Source organism: Mucilaginibacter sp. UYP27 (assembly GCF_040547175.1).
Lineage (GTDB): Bacteria > Bacteroidota > Bacteroidia > Sphingobacteriales > Sphingobacteriaceae > Mucilaginibacter.
Genome location: NZ_JBEPPE010000003.1, coordinates 128,217 through 145,807 on the forward strand (window position 1 = coordinate 128,217; position 17,591 = coordinate 145,807).

The 17,591-nt window shown below is 44.5% G+C and carries 17 protein-coding genes; 13 read left to right on the forward strand and 4 right to left on the reverse strand.

The features are described from left to right. The first annotated feature begins 28 nt into the window (after positions 1-28). Both ABIB39_RS12205 and ABIB39_RS12210 read left to right on the forward strand, forming a co-directional pair. Positions 29-913 (forward strand): lysophospholipid acyltransferase family protein, encoded by an 885-nt coding sequence (locus tag ABIB39_RS12205; protein ID WP_354430350.1) that lies wholly within the window; start codon positions 29-31, stop codon positions 911-913. Then, complete coding sequence (locus tag ABIB39_RS12210; protein WP_354430352.1) at positions 910-1,968, forward strand: glycosyltransferase family 2 protein; 1,059 nt, start codon at positions 910-912, stop codon at positions 1,966-1,968. Before ABIB39_RS12205 ends, ABIB39_RS12210 begins: the two co-directional genes overlap by 4 nt. Positions 1,969-2,009: 41 nt before the next feature. Here the strand turns inward: ABIB39_RS12210 and ABIB39_RS12215 are convergent, their stop codons facing one another. Together ABIB39_RS12215 and aroQ are read right to left on the reverse strand one after the other, a co-directional pair. Continuing rightward, the gene (locus ABIB39_RS12215; protein WP_354430354.1) at positions 2,010-4,574 is read right to left on the reverse strand and encodes a mechanosensitive ion channel family protein; all 2,565 of its coding nucleotides are present in this window, start codon (positions 4,572-4,574) and stop codon (positions 2,010-2,012) included. Positions 4,575-4,641: 67 nt separating this feature from the next. Next, the gene (aroQ, locus tag ABIB39_RS12220; RefSeq protein WP_354430357.1) at positions 4,642-5,064 is read right to left on the reverse strand and encodes a type II 3-dehydroquinate dehydratase; all 423 of its coding nucleotides are present in this window, start codon (positions 5,062-5,064) and stop codon (positions 4,642-4,644) included. Positions 5,065-5,104: 40 nt separating this feature from the next. Between aroQ and xerD the strand changes: the two genes are divergently transcribed. Both xerD and ABIB39_RS12230 read left to right on the forward strand, forming a co-directional pair. Continuing rightward, a complete protein-coding gene (xerD, locus tag ABIB39_RS12225) occupies positions 5,105-6,010 on the forward strand; it encodes a site-specific tyrosine recombinase XerD (protein WP_354430359.1) in 906 nt (301 codons plus the stop codon). Positions 6,011-6,114: 104 nt separating this feature from the next. Then, positions 6,115-6,519, forward strand: coding sequence for a hypothetical protein (locus ABIB39_RS12230; RefSeq protein ID WP_354430361.1), 405 nt, complete (start codon positions 6,115-6,117; stop codon positions 6,517-6,519). 9 nt (positions 6,520-6,528) lie between these two features. Here ABIB39_RS12230 and prmC read toward each other — a convergent pair whose 3' ends face one another. Further along, on the reverse strand, positions 6,529-7,401 hold the full coding sequence (gene prmC, locus ABIB39_RS12235) for a peptide chain release factor N(5)-glutamine methyltransferase (RefSeq protein ID WP_354430363.1): 873 nt from the start codon (positions 7,399-7,401) through the stop codon (positions 6,529-6,531). Positions 7,402-7,434: 33 nt separating this feature from the next. Between prmC and ribD the strand changes: the two genes are divergently transcribed. The 6 genes from ribD (at position 7,435) to ABIB39_RS12265 (ending at position 12,796) form a co-directional block, all read left to right on the forward strand. After that, on the forward strand, positions 7,435-8,487 hold the full coding sequence (ribD, locus tag ABIB39_RS12240) for a bifunctional diaminohydroxyphosphoribosylaminopyrimidine deaminase/5-amino-6-(5-phosphoribosylamino)uracil reductase RibD (RefSeq protein WP_354430365.1): 1,053 nt from the start codon (positions 7,435-7,437) through the stop codon (positions 8,485-8,487). A gap of 12 nt (positions 8,488-8,499) precedes the next feature. After that, a complete protein-coding gene (locus tag ABIB39_RS12245; RefSeq protein WP_354430367.1) occupies positions 8,500-9,363 on the forward strand; it encodes a DMT family transporter in 864 nt (287 codons plus the stop codon). A 3-nt stretch (positions 9,364-9,366) separates the two neighbouring features. Then, entirely contained in the window at positions 9,367-9,981 is a 615-nt protein-coding gene (locus ABIB39_RS12250; RefSeq protein WP_354430369.1) for an IMPACT family protein, read from the forward strand. Between the two features lie 73 nt (positions 9,982-10,054). Next, a complete protein-coding gene (gene mgtE, locus ABIB39_RS12255) occupies positions 10,055-11,404 on the forward strand; it encodes a magnesium transporter (RefSeq protein ID WP_354430371.1) in 1,350 nt (449 codons plus the stop codon). A gap of 28 nt (positions 11,405-11,432) precedes the next feature. Continuing rightward, positions 11,433-12,449, forward strand: a complete 1,017-nt coding sequence (bioB, locus tag ABIB39_RS12260) for a biotin synthase BioB (protein ID WP_354430373.1) — start codon at positions 11,433-11,435, stop codon at positions 12,447-12,449. A gap of 32 nt (positions 12,450-12,481) precedes the next feature. After that, entirely contained in the window at positions 12,482-12,796 is a 315-nt protein-coding gene (locus ABIB39_RS12265; RefSeq protein WP_354430375.1) for a ferritin family protein, read from the forward strand. Here the strand turns inward: ABIB39_RS12265 and ABIB39_RS12270 are convergent, their stop codons facing one another. After that, on the reverse strand, positions 12,797-13,075 hold the full coding sequence (locus ABIB39_RS12270) for a UBP-type zinc finger domain-containing protein (RefSeq protein ID WP_354430377.1): 279 nt from the start codon (positions 13,073-13,075) through the stop codon (positions 12,797-12,799). Between the two features lie 120 nt (positions 13,076-13,195). Between ABIB39_RS12270 and ABIB39_RS12275 the strand changes: the two genes are divergently transcribed. The 3 genes from ABIB39_RS12275 to ABIB39_RS12285 all read left to right on the forward strand — a co-directional run bounded on the left by ABIB39_RS12275 (position 13,196) and on the right by ABIB39_RS12285 (position 17,506). Next, positions 13,196-14,452: a putative DNA modification/repair radical SAM protein gene (locus tag ABIB39_RS12275; RefSeq protein WP_354430379.1), complete on the forward strand. Its 1,257-nt coding sequence runs from the start codon at positions 13,196-13,198 to the stop codon at positions 14,450-14,452. A 2-nt stretch (positions 14,453-14,454) separates the two neighbouring features. Then, positions 14,455-15,213 (forward strand): TIGR03915 family putative DNA repair protein, encoded by a 759-nt coding sequence (locus ABIB39_RS12280; protein ID WP_354430381.1) that lies wholly within the window; start codon positions 14,455-14,457, stop codon positions 15,211-15,213. 943 nt (positions 15,214-16,156) lie between these two features. Then, the gene (locus tag ABIB39_RS12285; RefSeq protein WP_354430383.1) at positions 16,157-17,506 is read left to right on the forward strand and encodes a PhoH family protein; all 1,350 of its coding nucleotides are present in this window, start codon (positions 16,157-16,159) and stop codon (positions 17,504-17,506) included. Positions 17,507-17,591: the final 85 nt, after the last annotated feature.

A 17,591-nucleotide genomic window follows, 5' to 3' on the forward strand; every position in this document is an offset into this window, starting at 1 on the left:
TTTTATGTTTGTGGCAAAATTGGTAAAAATGTTAAGAAAAGCGGCTTTAAATACGGGTATATTTTTTTTATACCTGGTATCGTTGCTGCCTTTTTGGTTTTTATACGGCGTAGCCGATGTTATCTTCCTCATTTTATACTACGTTATCCGCTACCGGCGTGATGTGGTGAAGACAAACCTTGCCAATTCCTTCCCCGAACGCAGCGAGGCCGAGCGCAACAAAATTGAGCGCCGGTACTACCGCTACATGGCCGACCTGATGGTGGAAACTATTAAGATGATCAGTGTTACCGAAAAATCATTGCGCAAGCGGATGAAGCCCACCAACCCCGAACTTGTTCAACATTATTTTAGCCAGGGGCGAAGCATCATAGCCGCCGCCGGGCATTACTGTAACTGGGAAATGGCCGCGCTGGCCTTTGGTCTGCTTACAAAAGAAAAACGCATCATCGTTTACAAGCCACTCTCTAACGAGGTTTTCGACGGGCTGTTCAATAAAGTAAGGGCACGTTTCGGCGCCATACTGGTTGCCATGAAGCAAACCCTGCGCACCATGGTTTCCTTTAAAAACGACCTGACTTTCAGCGTGCTGGTAAGCGACCAAACGCCAGTAAAGCACGAGATAAATTATTTCACCACTTTTTTAAACCAGCCAACCGCGGTTTTTTTGGGGATAGAGAAGCTCTCTAAAATGATAAACGCTGTGGTGTTATTTTACCGCATAGACCGTGTTAGCCGTGGTTATTATACCTACACATTGGTGCCCCTGATTGAGCACCCTAAAGAAACAACGGGCCACGAAATTACCGAAGCGCACGTACAATACCTTGAAAAACTGATCCGCGAAACCCCCCAATATTGGCTTTGGAGCCACCGCAGGTGGAAATATAAGCCGGAGGATATGAATACATGATAGATACACCAAAAGTTGCCGTAGTAATATTAAACTGGAACGGCATCAAATACCTCCGCGATTTTCTGCCGTTCGTACTGGCTTCTACCTGGCCCAATTTGGATATTGTGGTGGGCGATAACGGCTCGTCGGATGAGTCGCTGGAGTTTTTGCGGAGTACTTACCCATCTATCCGGATCGTCGAAAATAAAGAGAACTATGGTTTTACCGGTGGATACAACCGCGTGCTTGCAAAGGTAGAAGCAGATTACTACATCCTGCTCAATTCCGACGTGGAGGTACAACCCGGCTGGATAGAACCTGTTATTGCTTTGATGCAGACCGACGAGAAGATCGCAGCGGCTGCACCCAAAATCATGTCGTACGCGCAGAAAGACCATTTTGAGCATGCAGGGGCTGCAGGTGGCTTTATAGATAAGTTTGGCTATCCTTTTTGCCGCGGGCGGATCTTTTACGAGATAGAGGTGGATAAGGGCCAATACGATGATGCAGGAGAGATCTTTTGGGCATCGGGCGCGGCCATGTTCATCAAAAAGAAAAACTGGGACGAAGCAGGTGGTTTCGAAGAAAGCTTTTTTGCCCACATGGAAGAGATAGATCTTTGCTGGCGTTTAAAAAACATGGGTTACAAAGTGATGTATTGCCCGCAGTCTGTTATTTACCACGTTGGCGGTGGCACCCTTAATGCCGAAAATCCTTTTAAAACATACCTTAACTTCCGCAATAATTTATTGTTGCTGAAGAACAATCTACCATTCTGGCGGGCATTCTGGACCATCAGCCTCCGCTTCTGGATGGACCTGCTGGCACTTGTACGCTTCCTGATGGAGGGAAAACGCAAAGACGCCTGGGCGATAAGCCGCGCCCATCAAAACTTTGTAAGGCGCTTGTTCCAATCAAAGGTTAAGAGTGATGTGATCAAAAGATACCACAAACAGATCTCGAACGAAAAATATCACCATGTAACCGGCGTTTACTCACGCAGCCTGGTGTGGGATTTCTTTGTGAATAAGAAAACAAAGTTCACAGAATTAGAGAAGAAGGATCTGGCGTAAGTCACATCTAATGTCAACGACACGGTTCATCTGACTTCGTCTTACTGATCCGGTGCTATTGGCCCGGTGCCTGCATCCGGCAGATCAGTATCGTTAGTATCTGTAAGTGGTTCGGCTGGCTCATTGGCAACCGCTTTTTTCTTTTTCTTTTTAAATAGCTCTTCCTGGTCGCTGGTGAGCCTTAAGTGGAGGTCGCGTTGCGGGTATGGGATCTCGATGCCTTCTTTATCAAATGTGGCGTATATATCCGTTAGCACGGCACTTTTAAGGGATAACCAGGTACCAATATCAGCCGCCCAAAACAAAAGCCTAAAATCGACCGAGTTCTCGTTCAGGTTATGTACAAATATCAACGGGGCCGGGTTGTCCATGATCTCTTCACGGTTGCAGAGCAGATCGGTCAGCATCTTTTTCACCCTCTCAATATCAGAACCGTAAGCTACGCCGATAATGAGCTCTATTCGGCGATTGTTATTGCTCAGCGTCCAGTTAATCACATGGTGAGATATCAGGTCGCCATTGGGGATAATTACCTCGGCACCATCGCTGGTAGCAATTTTACTGGAACGGATGCCAATTTCCATGATGGTACCGCTCCGGCTGTCCACCTCAATAATGTCGCCTATCTGGATCGGTTTCTCAAAGGCCAGTATCAAACCCGATACCAGGTTGTTTACGATGTTCTGCAAGCCGAAACCGATACCTATACCAAACGCACTGATGATGATGGTGATCTTATCCAGCGGGAAACCCGAAGCGGTTACCGCCAGTAAAAACCCTACTGCAAATACACCCAGCTTAATTAGTAAGGTAGATGTGCGGTTTTTCTTTTTAGCTACATCAATATCGTTGGCATGCTTGCCGGCAACCTCGTATAGGTAGCTGATGATGCGCGCCGCTACAGACGACAGCCAAATCACCGCAATAAAGATGATGATACTTTGGAAAGTAAAGCTGGTGTTGGTACCGCCTATGCTACGGCTGGTAGTCAGGAATTTACTTAACCAGTCAAACACCGCGTCCTCAACGCTTAGGTTTTGGGTAAGCATTATAAGCCAAAGCACGCTTGCCATAATGGTTAAAATACTCCTGAATTTATTTTGAAGCATCTTAAAATCGATAAACGAGCTTAAGCCGTTGCTGTTTTTATTAGCCTCTAACTGCAGGAAAAGGCTTTGCATAATTATCTGCACCAGGTAGTACATCCCCAAAGCCAGCCACAGGTTATAAATGCTGGTTACCCCAACAATTTTTGCTAATGTAACACGGCCAAACACATTGAATAAGAACGCGATAACCTGTAAGCCAATAAATACTTTGAGTATTGTTTTGGCATGTGGCAGGTAATCTTCGGGCGCTTTTTGCACCTTTTGTAAAAAGTAATAACTCACCACCGCGGTAATAGCCGATAGTATCAGCACAATCACCCTATCGGTGTTTGATACCTCAACAAACAGGTTGCTAAAGCTGTAAACAATAACCAAGCAATACATTATCCGCAGGTATTTAAATAGCTCCTGCGGGCATGTTTTTTTTACGATGTATAAGATGGCTGTAATAAGCACCACAAAAAATAGTTCCAGCACCACCACCGGCGGATGGTCGTAAAAATTAGGCACTATGGCAAATGCCATAATTAACGACGACGCGATAGGATAAAGCGATACATATTTAGCGTGACTAAACACACTCGCAGGCGACTCCTTGATCAGTAAAACTTTGCGACGGTTGTTATAGATCCACACAAAAAATAAGATCAGTATCAGGAAACCGGCAAAGTGTATCAGCGGGTCGCGGATAACAAAAAATCCAAGCAGCTTGGTATTCATGCTCCAGGTTTTGGAAAGCGCTGTTTTAAAAGTGCTTTGGGTGTTGCGGTCCATCTCCCAAATGCTATTATTTTCGTCGCTAAGCGCCTGAATGCTAAACTCGCGGATCTTGATGTCTATCTGGTCTTTAAGATCGAGCAGGGAAATGTAAACCGATGACACCCTGTTTTGTAGTAAACCAACTTTAAGCAATAGCTTTTTATTGGTGGTATCCAACCGTTTATACTTGCTTTCCATCGCTATCTTCTGGATCAGGAAGGTGGTAAGCAGGCTGCTATCGGCAGGCACAATTTTCATGGCCGAATCTTTATCCATCGAGGCAAGCTCATTTTGGTTTTGCACCAGTTTTGTATTGATGTCGGCCAGTTTATCCTGCCACAGGTCGAGCTGATCATCGCTACGGGTAAGGATATCGCGGATGGCATACAGGTAACGCAGGGTGCTGGATTGGTCGTCATCTATCAGGCTTTTTATAAGGCCGATGCGTTTCTCGAATGAAGGCAGTTTTTGGCTTACATCAACCGTATCTATGTTGCGCGACAGGCTGGTTTTTATGGAGTTGAATGACGCGGTATAGTACTCAACCTTTTGCAGCAGGTTATTGATGGAGGTATCGGACTTTTTGAACGTCCGCATCATTGAATCGCGGCGCAGGATGGCCCGGCGGAGCGAATCGCGGACGGTTTGCGGTTTGCGCTTGCTTTGCGCCGAAACATCCGCCACAAATAAAGTAAACAGGAGAAATAGAACGGAACTTATTTTGAATACTTTATTCATCGGGGGTATTACAGATGTTGTATTATTTAGTTTAAACTTAACCTCTTTTAGAATTATGAGCCAAAGCTTAATATTCCAACAACAGGCTTTCTATTGCCAACCTGTACGAGTGCATGCCAAAACCGGCTATGACGCCTTTACAGCTTGCAGCCAGCATAGAGTGGTGCCTAAATTCTTCGCGTTTATATACGTTAGAAATGTGTACTTCGATAGTTGGCGATTTAATAGCCGCTATCGCATCGGCAATGGCTACTGAAGTATGGGTGTAAGCGCCCGCGTTAAGCACAATACCATCGTAGGTAAAGCCTACTTCGTGCAGTTTATTTATAATTTCGCCCTCAACATTACTTTGGTAATAATTAATGGTGATGTTTGTAAAATGGTTTTGCAATTCGGCAAGGTAGCTTTCAAAATCGCTGCTGCCGTATATAGATTTTTCGCGTACGCCAAGCAGGTTTAAATTTGGCCCGTTAATAATTTGTATATTCATTTGTTCAAACTTAGGTATAAAACATTAAAACTAAAATCGATTGGACTGGCCACGGGCAATTAAAGGGTTTAAAACCTATCTGAAACTGGAACGCTCGCTCGCGGCCAACTCTATCGAGGCCTACACCCGCGACCTGGAGAAGCTATACCAATACGCCGATAGCCTGCCGGCCAAGCCATCGCCAATCAAATTCACCCTTACCGATCTTCGTAATTTCATCAACTGGGTGAACGAACTGGGGATGATCCCTTCCACACAGTCGCGCATCCTATCGGGCATTAAAGCGTTTTATAAATACCTGCTGATGGAAGACTTTATAGTAAGCGACCCATCCGAGTTATTGGAAACACCAAAGATCCAGCGGAAGCTGCCCGATACACTCAGCATCCACGAGATCAACCAGATGATAGCAGCCATTGACCTGTCTAAACCCGAAGGCGGCCGTAATAAAGCAATGCTGGAGGTTTTATACGGATGCGGCCTGCGTGTATCAGAACTTACGGAACTGCGCCTCTCTAACCTTTACCTGGACCCAACGGTAGAATTTATAAAAGTGACCGGCAAAGGCAGCAAGGAACGTTTAGTACCCATTGGCGGCGAAGCCATTAAAGCTCTTAACATTTGGGTAAAACAGATCCGTGTGCATACGCCTATCCAAAAAGGAGAGGAGGACCTGGTATTTTTAAACCGACGCGGCAAGCGTTTAAGCCGCGTTTATGTTTTCCTGCTGATTAAGCAATTGGCAGAATTAACGGGGATAAAGAAAAGCATCAGCCCGCATACGTTTCGCCATTCCTTTGCAACCCACTTGGTAGAAGGCGGCGCCGACCTGCGTGCCGTACAAGAAATGCTGGGCCATGAAAGCATTACCACAACCGAGATTTACACACATTTGGACAGGGAGTATCTCAAGAGTACGATTATTGAATTCCACCCGAGGAATTGACATGTTAAAAATTAATAGCCATAAGTTTTAAGTTATCTAAAGATTTATCTCTTTTTAAGAAACAATAACCATGTTATTGCATTATAACTCGTATAAACTCAAATATGAAAAATTTAAAAGGGCTGGCAATTATAGTTTGTTCGATATTATTTGTTGCGAACACCGGTTGCAAAAAACTTGACGAAGGCCCGGCGCCTGATTATGATGTTGTTAATAAGATCTTCAGGGTGCATACAACAACAGCTGCAGGTACACCGTTTAATGTTACAATCACCCAAAAAAGCACTAGCAATTCCAATAACGTTATAGATGTTACACAAGAAAATGGCGGTGATTTTAATTATGGTTTTACCCCTGAAGCAGGAAGCACAGTAACCGTTAAAGTACAGGCTAACAAGGCAATTAATTGCTATGTATTTTATAACGGTAAAAACTTTGGTGTTGTAAACATGACTGCTACATCCGGCGGAAAATTTGAAGGTGAAATGAGTCAGCTGATAAGCAATTAAATTCGAATATTACATAGTTTTTACTGCCCTCACCATCCTGTCCCTGCCGCTCATATCTTTACGTAACTTAATAGCAATAAACCCTTTATCGCTCAATAGCTCCACAGTTTCTTTGCCAAAATTTTCGTTGATCTCAAAAAAGAGTAACCCATTATCAGAGAGGCGTTGTAAAGCAAAATCGGCAATGGTTTTGTAGAAAATCAGTGGGTCATGTTCGGGTACAAAAAGGGCGCCGTGGGGCTCAAACCCGGTTACATTTTGGTGCATCTGCAATTTATCCTCAAGCGTAACATAAGGCGGGTTCGAAATGATGATGTCGAATTTCGAATCTTCAATATCTAATTTTGTATTTAAAATATCGTCCAAAACAAATTTCACTTCCACTTCATTTATTACAGCGTTTTGCTTGGCCGTGTGCAAAGCATCCGCAGAAATATCTATCGCCATGACCAAGGCTTTGGGTAGGTTCTTTTTAATGCTAATTGCGATACAACCACTGCCGGTACCTATATCTAAGACCGAAACCGGCTTTTGACTATTAACTTCCAATTTTTGACTTTCCAAAACCCATTCCACCAATTCCTCCGTTTCCGGCCTTGGGATCAGCGTGGCGGGGTTCACTAAAAAGTTTAACCCGTAAAACTCTGTGCTTCCTAAAATATACTGTACGGGTTTACCTGTTTTAAGTTCATCAAGGATGCTTTGGATCTTATCAGCAGCTTCGCCTGCTATCTCATCATCGGGGAAAGCTTTGATCTTAGCGCGGGATATACCGGTAATTTCTTCCAGCACCAATAGCGCAACGGACGCTGTTTCACGGCTGTCATACACTTCATTTAAACCTTGCTGAAAGGAAAGGAATACATCCTTAATAGTTTTCATGCAACAAAGTAACATAAAACCTACTTTTGCACAATGGCATTACATGATATTTATATGCAGCGCTGCCTTGAACTGGCCGCTTTGGGCGCAGGTTCGGTTAGTCCGAACCCCATGGTTGGTGCTGTGATAGTATGGAATGGCAATATAATAGGCGAGGGTTACCATCAAAAATATGGCGAAGCCCATGCCGAGGTAAACGCCGTTAAAATGGTGACAGACAAATATGATAACCATGCCGACCTGTTACAGCAAAGCACCATATACGTATCGTTAGAACCTTGCGCGCATTACGGTAAAACGCCGCCCTGTGCCGATCTTATCGTAAAACACCGCATCCCCAAAGTAGTAGTAGGCTGCCGCGACCCATTTGCACAGGTGGATGGTAAAGGCATCGAAAAACTACAGGCGGCAGGGGTAGAAGTTTCAGTCGGCGTGTTAGAGCAAGAATGCCAATGGCTAAACCGCCGCTTTTTCACCAAAGTGCAAAAGCAACGGCCATACATTATCCTGAAATGGGCGCAAACTGCCGATGGCTTTTTTGCCCCGGCAGATGGCAGCCAGCATTGGATTACCGGCCCCGAAAGCCGTAAGCTTGTACATCAATGGCGCGCCCTGGAAGATGCCATACTGGTTGGCAAGAACACTGTACTGGCCGATAACCCGCAATTGAATGTGCGTTACGCGGAAGGCCGCTCGCCTAAACGGGTGGTGATAGACCGAAAGCTGGAGCTAAGTAAAACTTTGAACGTATTTGACCAATCGGTTGAAACATTGATATTTAACGAGGTTAAGTTTGATGTGGACGGCAAGAATAAATATATAGCCCTTGAAGATTTTGACCGCTTTGTACCGCAATATATTTTGTTCCAATTATACCTGCAGGATATCCAGTCGGTAATAATTGAGGGTGGGGCGCATACATTAAACTCGTTCATTGATGCCGGTTTATGGGATGAAGCACGTATTTTTACCGGCGCATCTGTATTGCAGAACGGTATTACAGCGCCTACAGTAACCGGGACAGTAATTTCGGAACAAATGGTTTGGGCCGATAACTTACAGATCATTACAAATACACCTACCTAATCTGTAAAAAACATGCTATACGTTTTTTTAAGTATTTGCTGCAGCGTAATTGTTTCCATCATGCTGAAACTGGCTAAACGTTACCAAATAGACGTATTCCAGGCCATTACGTGGAATTACAGCATGGCCATATTGCTTACCTGGTTATTTTTCAGGCCAAGTGTGCCCAGCCTGCAAAATGCTCCGATTAGCATTTACGTGGCGGTAGGCTTTTTGCTGCCGGTAATTTTTATGATGATGGCTGTCTCGGTTAGGGTGGCCGGGATCGTGCGTACAGATGTAGCGCAACGCTTGTCGCTGTTTATCCCGCTGCTTGCCTCGTTCCTGCTGTTTGGCGATAAACTGAACACGTTAAAAGTTGTGGGCCTTGTAATAGGTTTTGCTGCCATACTTTGCAGCATTCCATGGCAAAAGAAAACAGCTAACCGCAAGGTAATATCAAACGCGTGGATCTATTTGCTTATCGTGTTCTTCGGGATAGGGATCATCGATACCCTGTTTAAACAGGTAGCGGCGTTTAATGCTGTGCCATATACCACTTCGCTTTTTGTGATCTACATTTTGTCGTTTGTGATAGCACTTCTCATCCTGGGCATCAGAATTTTCACCAAAAAAACTAAATTCTCGTGGCCGCATATTGGCTTTGGGTGGATATTGGGTGTGGCTAATTTCGGTAATATTTTATTTTACTTAAAAGCGCATAAAGAATTATCGGGCACACCATCAACCGTATTTTCTGCTATGAACATCGGCGTTATTGCTTTAGGTACTTTGGTGGGCCTTGTGGTGTTTAACGAACGTCTAAGCGTGCTTAACAAAATAGGGGTTGCGCTGGCAATTGTTGCTATTATCGTGATTACCATTTCAAATAAATAACGCGTGCTGTTCGACGATACCTACAAAACCATTATCGCACCCACCGAAAATATCTTCCGCGACCGCGGGAGCAAGTTCCTGGCGTATGCCTACCCGGTAACATCAGATAATGATATTAAACCCATCATAGCTAAATTAAAGGCCGAACACCCAAAAGCAAATCACCACTGCTGGGCGATAAGGTTAGGGATAGACCGTTCGGTGTTCCGTGTAAATGACGACGGCGAGCCATCGGGCACCGCGGGCAGGCCTATTTTAAATACCCTGTTATCACGCAATATCACCAATATGTTGGTGGTGGTAGTCCGCTATTTTGGCGGTACGTTATTGGGCGTTCCCGGCCTCATCAACGCTTATAAAACCGCAACAGAAATGGCGCTGGATGTATCAGAAGTTATCGAAAAAACCGTGAACGACATCTACACCATAACTTTCGATTACGTGCAGATGAATGACGTAATGCGCATTATAAAAGAGGAACAATTACAAATATTGGAGCAGGTTTCAGAATTGAATTGCCTGATAAAATTATCTATCCGTAAAACACAGGTAGAACAGGCGATAAGTAAGCTGAATAAAGTAAACGGGGCAAAGGCGATTTATATTTATAGTGGGTAGCTGAAATCAAAAACCAAATAATCGCATAAATCCCGGTTCGCCTTTTCAGTAAAATTGCTTATTTTGCCTGCATATGCAATCTTTTGAAATAGATAAAACCGACCTACTCCGCATTAAAACCGCCCTCGAAGGCGATGATGCTGAATTACAGTCGGTTCTGAAAGAGTACCACTCTTCGGAGATTGCCATTTTATTCGAAAGGCTGCCGCAGGAAGCAAAGGAACGCATCATTAATCTTCTTTCTACTGAGATTGCCACCGAGGTTATTTCTGAGATGGACGAGGAGGCCCACCCCGAAGAGCTTTTGATAGGCCTGCACCCCGAAAAGCGTACCGAGATTGTTGAAGAGATGGATTATGACGTTGCGACGGATATTATCTCTCAACTTGACGAGGAAGACCAGCAGGAAATTCTTGACGATATTGACCACGAAGATGCAACCAGCATCCGCGCGTTGTTAAACTACGACGAGGACACCGCCGGTGGTTTGATGAACTCGGACGTGATCTGCGTGAACATCAACCTGGATAAGAAAGAAGCGCTCGACGAGATCATCCGTCAATCTGAAGAGATGGAGGAATTTTATACCATTTACGTGGTTAACGACGCTAAGATCTTACAGGGAATTGTCTCTATTAAAGATATTATAAAAGCACGCAGCGAAGCCAAAGTGCGCGATCTGGTACAAACCGACTACGTTTATGTTAAAGCCGAGCTTGACCAGGAAGAGGTAGCCAAACTGATCTCGCAATACAACTTGACTACCATCCCTGTAGTTAACGACGATATGAAGCTATTGGGCCGCATTACAGTGGATGATATCATCGACGTTATGGAGGCCGAGAACACCGAGGATATTTTAAAGATCTCCGGAGTATCTGAAGATGAAGAGTTGAGCGGTAACTGGCAGGACGCTGTAAAAAGCCGTTTGCCGTGGTTGATCGTTAATCTTGGAACCGCATTTTTGGCGGCATCCGTCATCAGGCATTTTAGTGATGTGGAAGAACGCCTGCCTATTATTGTGGCCTACATGAGCATTATAAGCGGAATGGGCGGTAACGCGGCAACACAGGCACTTGCGGTAACCGTTAGGCGTATCTCGTTAAGCGACCTTACAGACAGGCAAACCTACACAACCGTTGTAAAAGAGGTATCCGTTGGGATGATAAACGGCGGCGCAAATGGTTTGATAGTGTTGATGTTTGCGATATTTTACGATAAAAACCCTATGCTTGGGCTGGTGTTGTTCCTGGCCATGACGGGTAACTTATTGATAGCCGGATTAACAGGAGCAGGTATCCCGCTGATACTAAAAAGGGTAGGGATAGACCCTGCAGTGGCGTCATCTATCATCATCACTACATTTACAGACTGTATTGGATTTTTGCTGCCTTTGTGGCTTGCAAGCCAACTTTTATTATAATTTTGACCCTTTCAAAACGCATACTATTATGACTGAAGTTAGATACGACTGGACACAGGAAGAAATTTCAAAAATATATCACTCACCACTACTTGACCTCATCTTTCGCGCGGGTACCATTCACCGCGAGAACAAAGATTACGCAGAGGTGCAAATAAGCTCGCTTATCTCTATAAAAACAGGCGGCTGCCCGGAGGATTGCGCTTATTGCCCGCAGGCGGCGCGTTACAATACCGGCGTTGATGTGCACGCTATTATGCCGAAAGAAGAAGTTATTGCGGTAGCACAAAAAGCAAAGAATGGTGGTGCTTCAAGGCTTTGTATGGGTGCTGCATGGCGCGAAGTACGCGATAACCGCGACTTCGACAAGGTGATTGAAATGGTGAAAGCCGTGAACGAGCTGGATATGGAAGTTTGCTGTACATTGGGCATGCTTACGGAAAGCCAGGCACAGCGTTTAGCCGATGCAGGCCTGTATGCTTACAATCACAACTTAGATACCTCTGAAGATGATTACAAACGTATCATCACTACCCGTACATATGACGACCGTTTACAAACTTTAGACCACGTGCGCAAAGCAAAGATCTCTGTCTGCAGCGGCGGTATTATCGGCCTGGGCGAAACCGCACAGGACCGGATCTCGATGCTGAAGACCTTATCAAACATGCCAAAGCACCCCGAGTCTGTACCTATTAACGCATTGGTACCCGTACAGGGCACGCCACTGGCCGATCAGCCACGCGTATCTGTTTGGGATATGGTGAGGATGATAGCAACCACGCGTATCATCATGCCTAAAACCGTTGTAAGACTATCTGCAGGCCGTACCGAAATGAGTACGGTTGAGCAAGCTATGTGTTTTATGGCAGGCGCCAACTCTATCTTTGCCGGCGAAAAATTATTGACTACACCAAACCCATCATTTGATGAAGATATGGCGATGTTCCAGTTGTTGGGCTTAACCCCGCGTAAGGCATTCAAAAATGGCCGTCCCAATGTGTCTAAAGAAATAAGGGAAATGAGCATCAACGAGGTGATATAATAGAATCATTTTATCCTGTAAAACAAAACGCTATGGCATTTGATCAATACCACGAACCGGCAAATGAATTGTCGGACGAGACCCGCACCTTTGCCCGTATGATAGTTTCCCTTGGCGAAGAGGCTGAGGCCATCAACTGGTACGAACAACGCATCTCGGTAGAGAAAGACCCGCAGGCAAAAGCAATTATGCAGAACGCCCAACACGAAGAATTTAAACACTTTGGTATGGACCTGGAATTTCTTTTGCGCAAGAAACCCGTATGGCGCAAAACCCTGCAAGCCATTTTATTTAAAGAAGGCGATATAGTTGAACTTGGTGAAAAAGGCGAAGAAGCTTCCGAATAATTAATACTCCGCAAATTGCTCATCAGGATAACACCAAAGCCAGCGTTCGCCGGGCTGGGCCGATGCTATTACGGGGTGGTGTTCGGCATTATAATGCTTAGTCATGTGCTGTTCATCGCTTTGGTCGCAGCATAGCGTTACGCCACAGGTTTGGCAGGTACGCAGATGGAACCATTCGGTGCCTTGTTTTACGCACTCTTCGCATACCTGGTCGTCGCTTAGTTTAACTCCTTTTATGGCCTGCAGGTGCTGACAAAAGCTTGGATCTAAATCTGGCATAGGTGATGTCATTTATAAGCTAAGATAGTAAAGCGAATTTAATTTTTACTCCTAAAACAACTGAAATATATTTTATATCATCATATAAATTGCTAATTATATTAGTATTTTTGAAATGATATGAATGTAGATAGGATAACGGAGAAGTTGAACATATTGGCCGATGCGGCAAAATACGATGTATCATGCTCCAGCAGTGGCAGTAAACGTAAAAACGAGAACAAGGGCCTTGGTAATGCCAGTAATGGAATTTGCCATTCTTATACAGAAGATGGGCGATGTGTGTCGCTGCTAAAGATCCTGCTAACTAACCATTGCATTTTCGATTGTGCATATTGTGTTTCCCGTAAAAGTAATGATATCCAACGCGCGGCCTTTACCGTGCAGGAGGTTGTAGACCTTACCATTAACTTTTACCGCCGTAATTATATTGAAGGTTTGTTTCTGAGTTCAGGCATTTTTAAAGATGCCGATTATACGATGGAGCGCCTTGTCCGTATTGCCAAAAAACTCCGTACTGAAGAAAATTTCAACGGCTACATCCACCTTAAATCTATTCCAGGTGCCAGCGATGAACTGACGAACGAAGCCGGCCTATACGCCGACCGCCTGAGTGTTAACCTGGAGATGCCTACTGAAGCAGGTTTAAAATTGTTAGCGCCCGATAAAAATCAGGCCGACATGATAAAACCGATGGGCTTTCTAAAAAATGCCATCATTCAACGTAAGGAAGAGAAGAAGCTTTTTAAAAAAGCGCCGATATTTGCACCGGCCGGGCAAAGCACACAAGTTATTATTGGCGCCACGCCAGAGAATGATAGCCAGGTACTGCAATCGGCCAACTACTTTTACAAAAACTTTAATTTAAAACGGGTTTATTATTCGGGGTATGTGCCTGTATTGGCAGATAGCCGTTTGCCTGCCTTAAATACCAGCGTGCCCATGGTGCGCGAGAACCGCCTTTATCAAGCCGATTGGCTGATGCGTTTCTACGGTTTTAAAGTGAACGAGATAGTAAATGACAACCAGCCACATCTCGATCTTGATATCGACCCTAAGCTAAGTTGGGCCATCCGCAATATGCAGTCGTTCCCGGTTAATATTAACAAGGCCGATCTGCAAATGATCTTACGCGTGCCCGGTATCGGCTTGTTATCGGCACAAAAAATTGTTAAGGCACGCATGTTCGGCAAACTTAACTGGGATCAGCTTAAAAAAATGGGAGTGGCCCTAAACCGCGCCAAATACTTCATCACTTGTAATAGCCCCCAATTTGAAAATCGAGACCTAACCGGCAGCAACATCAAGCAATTTATATTGGCAACATCGCAAAGCAAATTTTTGAAGAACACGCAGGTGCAGCTAAACCTATTTTAAATATGACAACCCTAACCTACGATGGCACATTTGAGGGTTTACTTACCGCCGTGTTTGAGGTATATGACCGCAAACTGGACGAGGTAAACCTGCAGAAAAACGGCACGGATACCAGTGCTATGTTTGAAAATAAGCTGCAGGTGATAACCGATGAGGCGCGCGCTAACCGGGTGTTGAAAGGGTTAAGCCGAAAGATCTCGGCAATGGGGGTACAACGCCTGTATGCCGCCCACCTTGCCGAAATGGATGGCGAGGATAATAATTTGATGGGTTATTTGCGCTATGCATTTGATGCCAAACAAAATATCGAGGAAGATTACGGCAATAAGTATGTAATGCGTGTTTCAGAAATGGTGCGCATGGTACGGCGCGAAAAGCATAGGATGGAGGCCTTTGTCCGGTTTCAAAAATTAAAGGATGATACTTTTTATGCCGGGGTAGAGCCCGACTTTAATGTGTTGCCATTGTTGATCCGCCATTTTAAAAGCCGCTATGCCGATCAAAAATGGATCATCTATGATATCAGGCGCAAATACGGCATCTATTATAGCCTGCATAATTGCGAGTTTATATCGCTTGACTTTGCCAACGATAGTAAACCAAGCGACGTAATGGCCGCTTTTACCGAAGATGAAAGCATCTACCAGCATCTATGGAAGAATTATTTTACCAGTGTGAACATCCCGTCGCGCAAAAACACGAAACTGCATGTGCGCCACATCCCTAAAAGATATTGGAAGCATTTAACAGAGAAAATCTGATATTGTCTATTTTACGCTTTTTTAATTTATTGAGATACGTGCATTAAAGTAAATGCTGTGGATAAAGGGCAATGTTTATAAACCTGCTTCAGGCGGCATAAAGTCTTATCTGTTAATATCAAACCCATGTGGATAAACCTTAAATTTTTGTTAATAACGTGTTAAAAAGAAAACCAAAATAAATTTGCAAAAAGGGCCTGCATGTCCCTATATTGTAATCATCAAGAACGACGTACTTTGACAGCCTTACAGGAATACAGAAACTTAATCGGGTGAACCTCAGGGGGAACTAAAGATAAGGGAAGTGCCTGAGTCATTTGAAGGGAATAGGATACGAAAGTAATTTATCCCGGAAATGGTTAACGAGGTATTATGGGTTTTGCGAGAGTCTACGGAAAGTAGCAAACAAAATAATGACCTTGAAGGAATCGGAGTTAGCGTAACAAAGAGACATCGGCATTCATAAAGAATAAAGAGGTATCAGCGTTGCACGGATAACGAAGGAGTCGACTTCCCCTCGGGAGAAGTGACAAGATCAGTATTCGTATACGAGATGACCCATCTGCACTCGCAAGAGGAACGAAGGACACATACGGAACGGATCTGAAAGAGTTGCCATCCGCAAGGAGACAGACAAGATCAGCATCAGTGTTAACATTTGAGACATCGGCATTTGCAGGGATAAAGAGACATCAGCGTTCGCAATAACAAAGAGGGGAGCAGGTCGGTTAATTTTACACAAAACTTGATGCTTCATGACGGGCTATGGTCATTCATGAGGGCAGGAAAAACGGGAGTCATTTCGCAAGAAGAGGCTTCCGTTTTCCTATTTTAAGGGGATTTCGATTGCGGTGAATTTTTGGCGGCTGTTCAGCTTTCCCAACAATCGGCACATTTTCAACAACTGCCGCAAGTCCCCAATCAAAATGCCTATTTTGCATTGATGAAGGAATCTACAGGAAAAACCAACGGAAAGAAAAAAATATTTGTGCTGGATACCTCGGTCATACTTTATGACCATAATGCCTTTGAGAACTTCCAGGAACATGACGTAGCCATACCTATACAGGTATTAGAAGAGCTGGACAATATGAAGAGCGGCAACGATACCCGCAATTTTGAGGCCCGCAGCTTTATCAGGCTGATGGACGATATGTCGAAAAGCCGCCTGATAAACCAGTGGATCCCGCTAAACGTTAAAAGCAAAGGCTGTTTCAAAGTGATCATGGATGCCAAAAACAGCAGTGCCGATGCCGAAGTTGTTTTTGGATCTGATAAGATTGACCACCGCATACTGAACGCCGCCCTGGGTGTGCAGTTTGAGAACCCGGATAAGAAGGTGATATTGGTATCGAAAGATATCTGCCTTAGGCTGAAAGCAAAATCCCTTAACCTTTACGCAGAAGACTACGAAACCGGCAAGGTGAAAAACCTGGAAGAATTATACAGCGGAAAAACCACGCTGAATAGGGTTACAGAAAAACTTTTAGCCAAACTGAATAAGAACGATAGCCTTTCTATAGACGAGCTGGACGTCGACCCGAAAGCCGGCAACCAATTTTATATCTTAAACAGCAAAAATGGCTCGGCAACTGGTTTTTACAATTCGCAAAGCGGTTTGTTGGAAAAAGTGACAGAGCAACCGGTATTAAATATATACCCGCGTAACGCCGAACAGGCGTACGCCATCCACGCCCTGTTGCACCCGGATATTAAGCTTGTAACCATACAGGGTAACGCCGGTACAGGTAAAACCCTGCTGGCTTTAGCCAGTGCGCTGGAGCAGCGCAAGCATTACCGCCAGATCTTTGTAACACGCCCAATAGTGCCGCTAAGCAACAAGGATATTGGTTTTTTGCCCGGCGACGTAAAATCAAAAATAGACCCATACATGGCCCCAATTTGGGATAACCTAAAATTTATTAAGGATCAGTTTGCCGAGGACGAGAAGATGCAGGCCAAACTGGATGAGTTGGTGGCAAATGATAAGATCTCTATCACACCGCTGGCATTTATCCGCGGGCGTACGCTAAGCAAGATCTTCTTTATTGTAGATGAGGCGCAGAACTTAACCCCGCACGAGGTAAAAACCATTATATCCCGCGCAGGCGAAAACAGCAAGTTTGTGTTTACAGGCGATATTTACCAGATAGATACCCCTTATCTGGATGCGGAAAGTAACGGCTTATCGTATCTTATAGATAAGGCAAAAGGCCATCCGCTTTATGCCCACATTACCCTGCAAAAAGGCGAGAGGAGCGAGCTTGCTAATTTAGCTACGGAGAGATTATAAAATACAATTGTCATCCTGAGTGGCAGCGAAAATCTAATCTACATACAGTAGGCGATTAGATGCTTCACATACGTTCAGCATGACA

Coding starts and splice junctions, on each gene's coding strand:
- ABIB39_RS12205 (WP_354430350.1), top strand. CDS start 29: ATGTTAAGAAAAGCGGCTTTAAATACGGGTATATTTTTTTTATACCTG.
- ABIB39_RS12210 (WP_354430352.1), top strand. CDS start 910: ATGATAGATACACCAAAAGTTGCCGTAGTAATATTAAACTGGAACGGC.
- ABIB39_RS12215 (WP_354430354.1), bottom strand. CDS start 4,574: ATGAATAAAGTATTCAAAATAAGTTCCGTTCTATTTCTCCTGTTTACT.
- aroQ (WP_354430357.1), bottom strand. CDS start 5,064: ATGAATATACAAATTATTAACGGGCCAAATTTAAACCTGCTTGGCGTA.
- ABIB39_RS12230 (WP_354430361.1), top strand. CDS start 6,115: ATGAAAAATTTAAAAGGGCTGGCAATTATAGTTTGTTCGATATTATTT.
- prmC (WP_354430363.1), bottom strand. CDS start 7,401: ATGAAAACTATTAAGGATGTATTCCTTTCCTTTCAGCAAGGTTTAAAT.
- ribD (WP_354430365.1), top strand. CDS start 7,435: ATGGCATTACATGATATTTATATGCAGCGCTGCCTTGAACTGGCCGCT.
- ABIB39_RS12245 (WP_354430367.1), top strand. CDS start 8,500: ATGCTATACGTTTTTTTAAGTATTTGCTGCAGCGTAATTGTTTCCATC.
- mgtE (WP_354430371.1), top strand. CDS start 10,055: ATGCAATCTTTTGAAATAGATAAAACCGACCTACTCCGCATTAAAACC.
- bioB (WP_354430373.1), top strand. CDS start 11,433: ATGACTGAAGTTAGATACGACTGGACACAGGAAGAAATTTCAAAAATA.
- ABIB39_RS12265 (WP_354430375.1), top strand. CDS start 12,482: ATGGCATTTGATCAATACCACGAACCGGCAAATGAATTGTCGGACGAG.
- ABIB39_RS12270 (WP_354430377.1), bottom strand. CDS start 13,075: ATGCCAGATTTAGATCCAAGCTTTTGTCAGCACCTGCAGGCCATAAAA.
- ABIB39_RS12275 (WP_354430379.1), top strand. CDS start 13,196: ATGAATGTAGATAGGATAACGGAGAAGTTGAACATATTGGCCGATGCG.
- ABIB39_RS12280 (WP_354430381.1), top strand. CDS start 14,455: ATGACAACCCTAACCTACGATGGCACATTTGAGGGTTTACTTACCGCC.
- ABIB39_RS12285 (WP_354430383.1), top strand. CDS start 16,157: ATGAAGGAATCTACAGGAAAAACCAACGGAAAGAAAAAAATATTTGTG.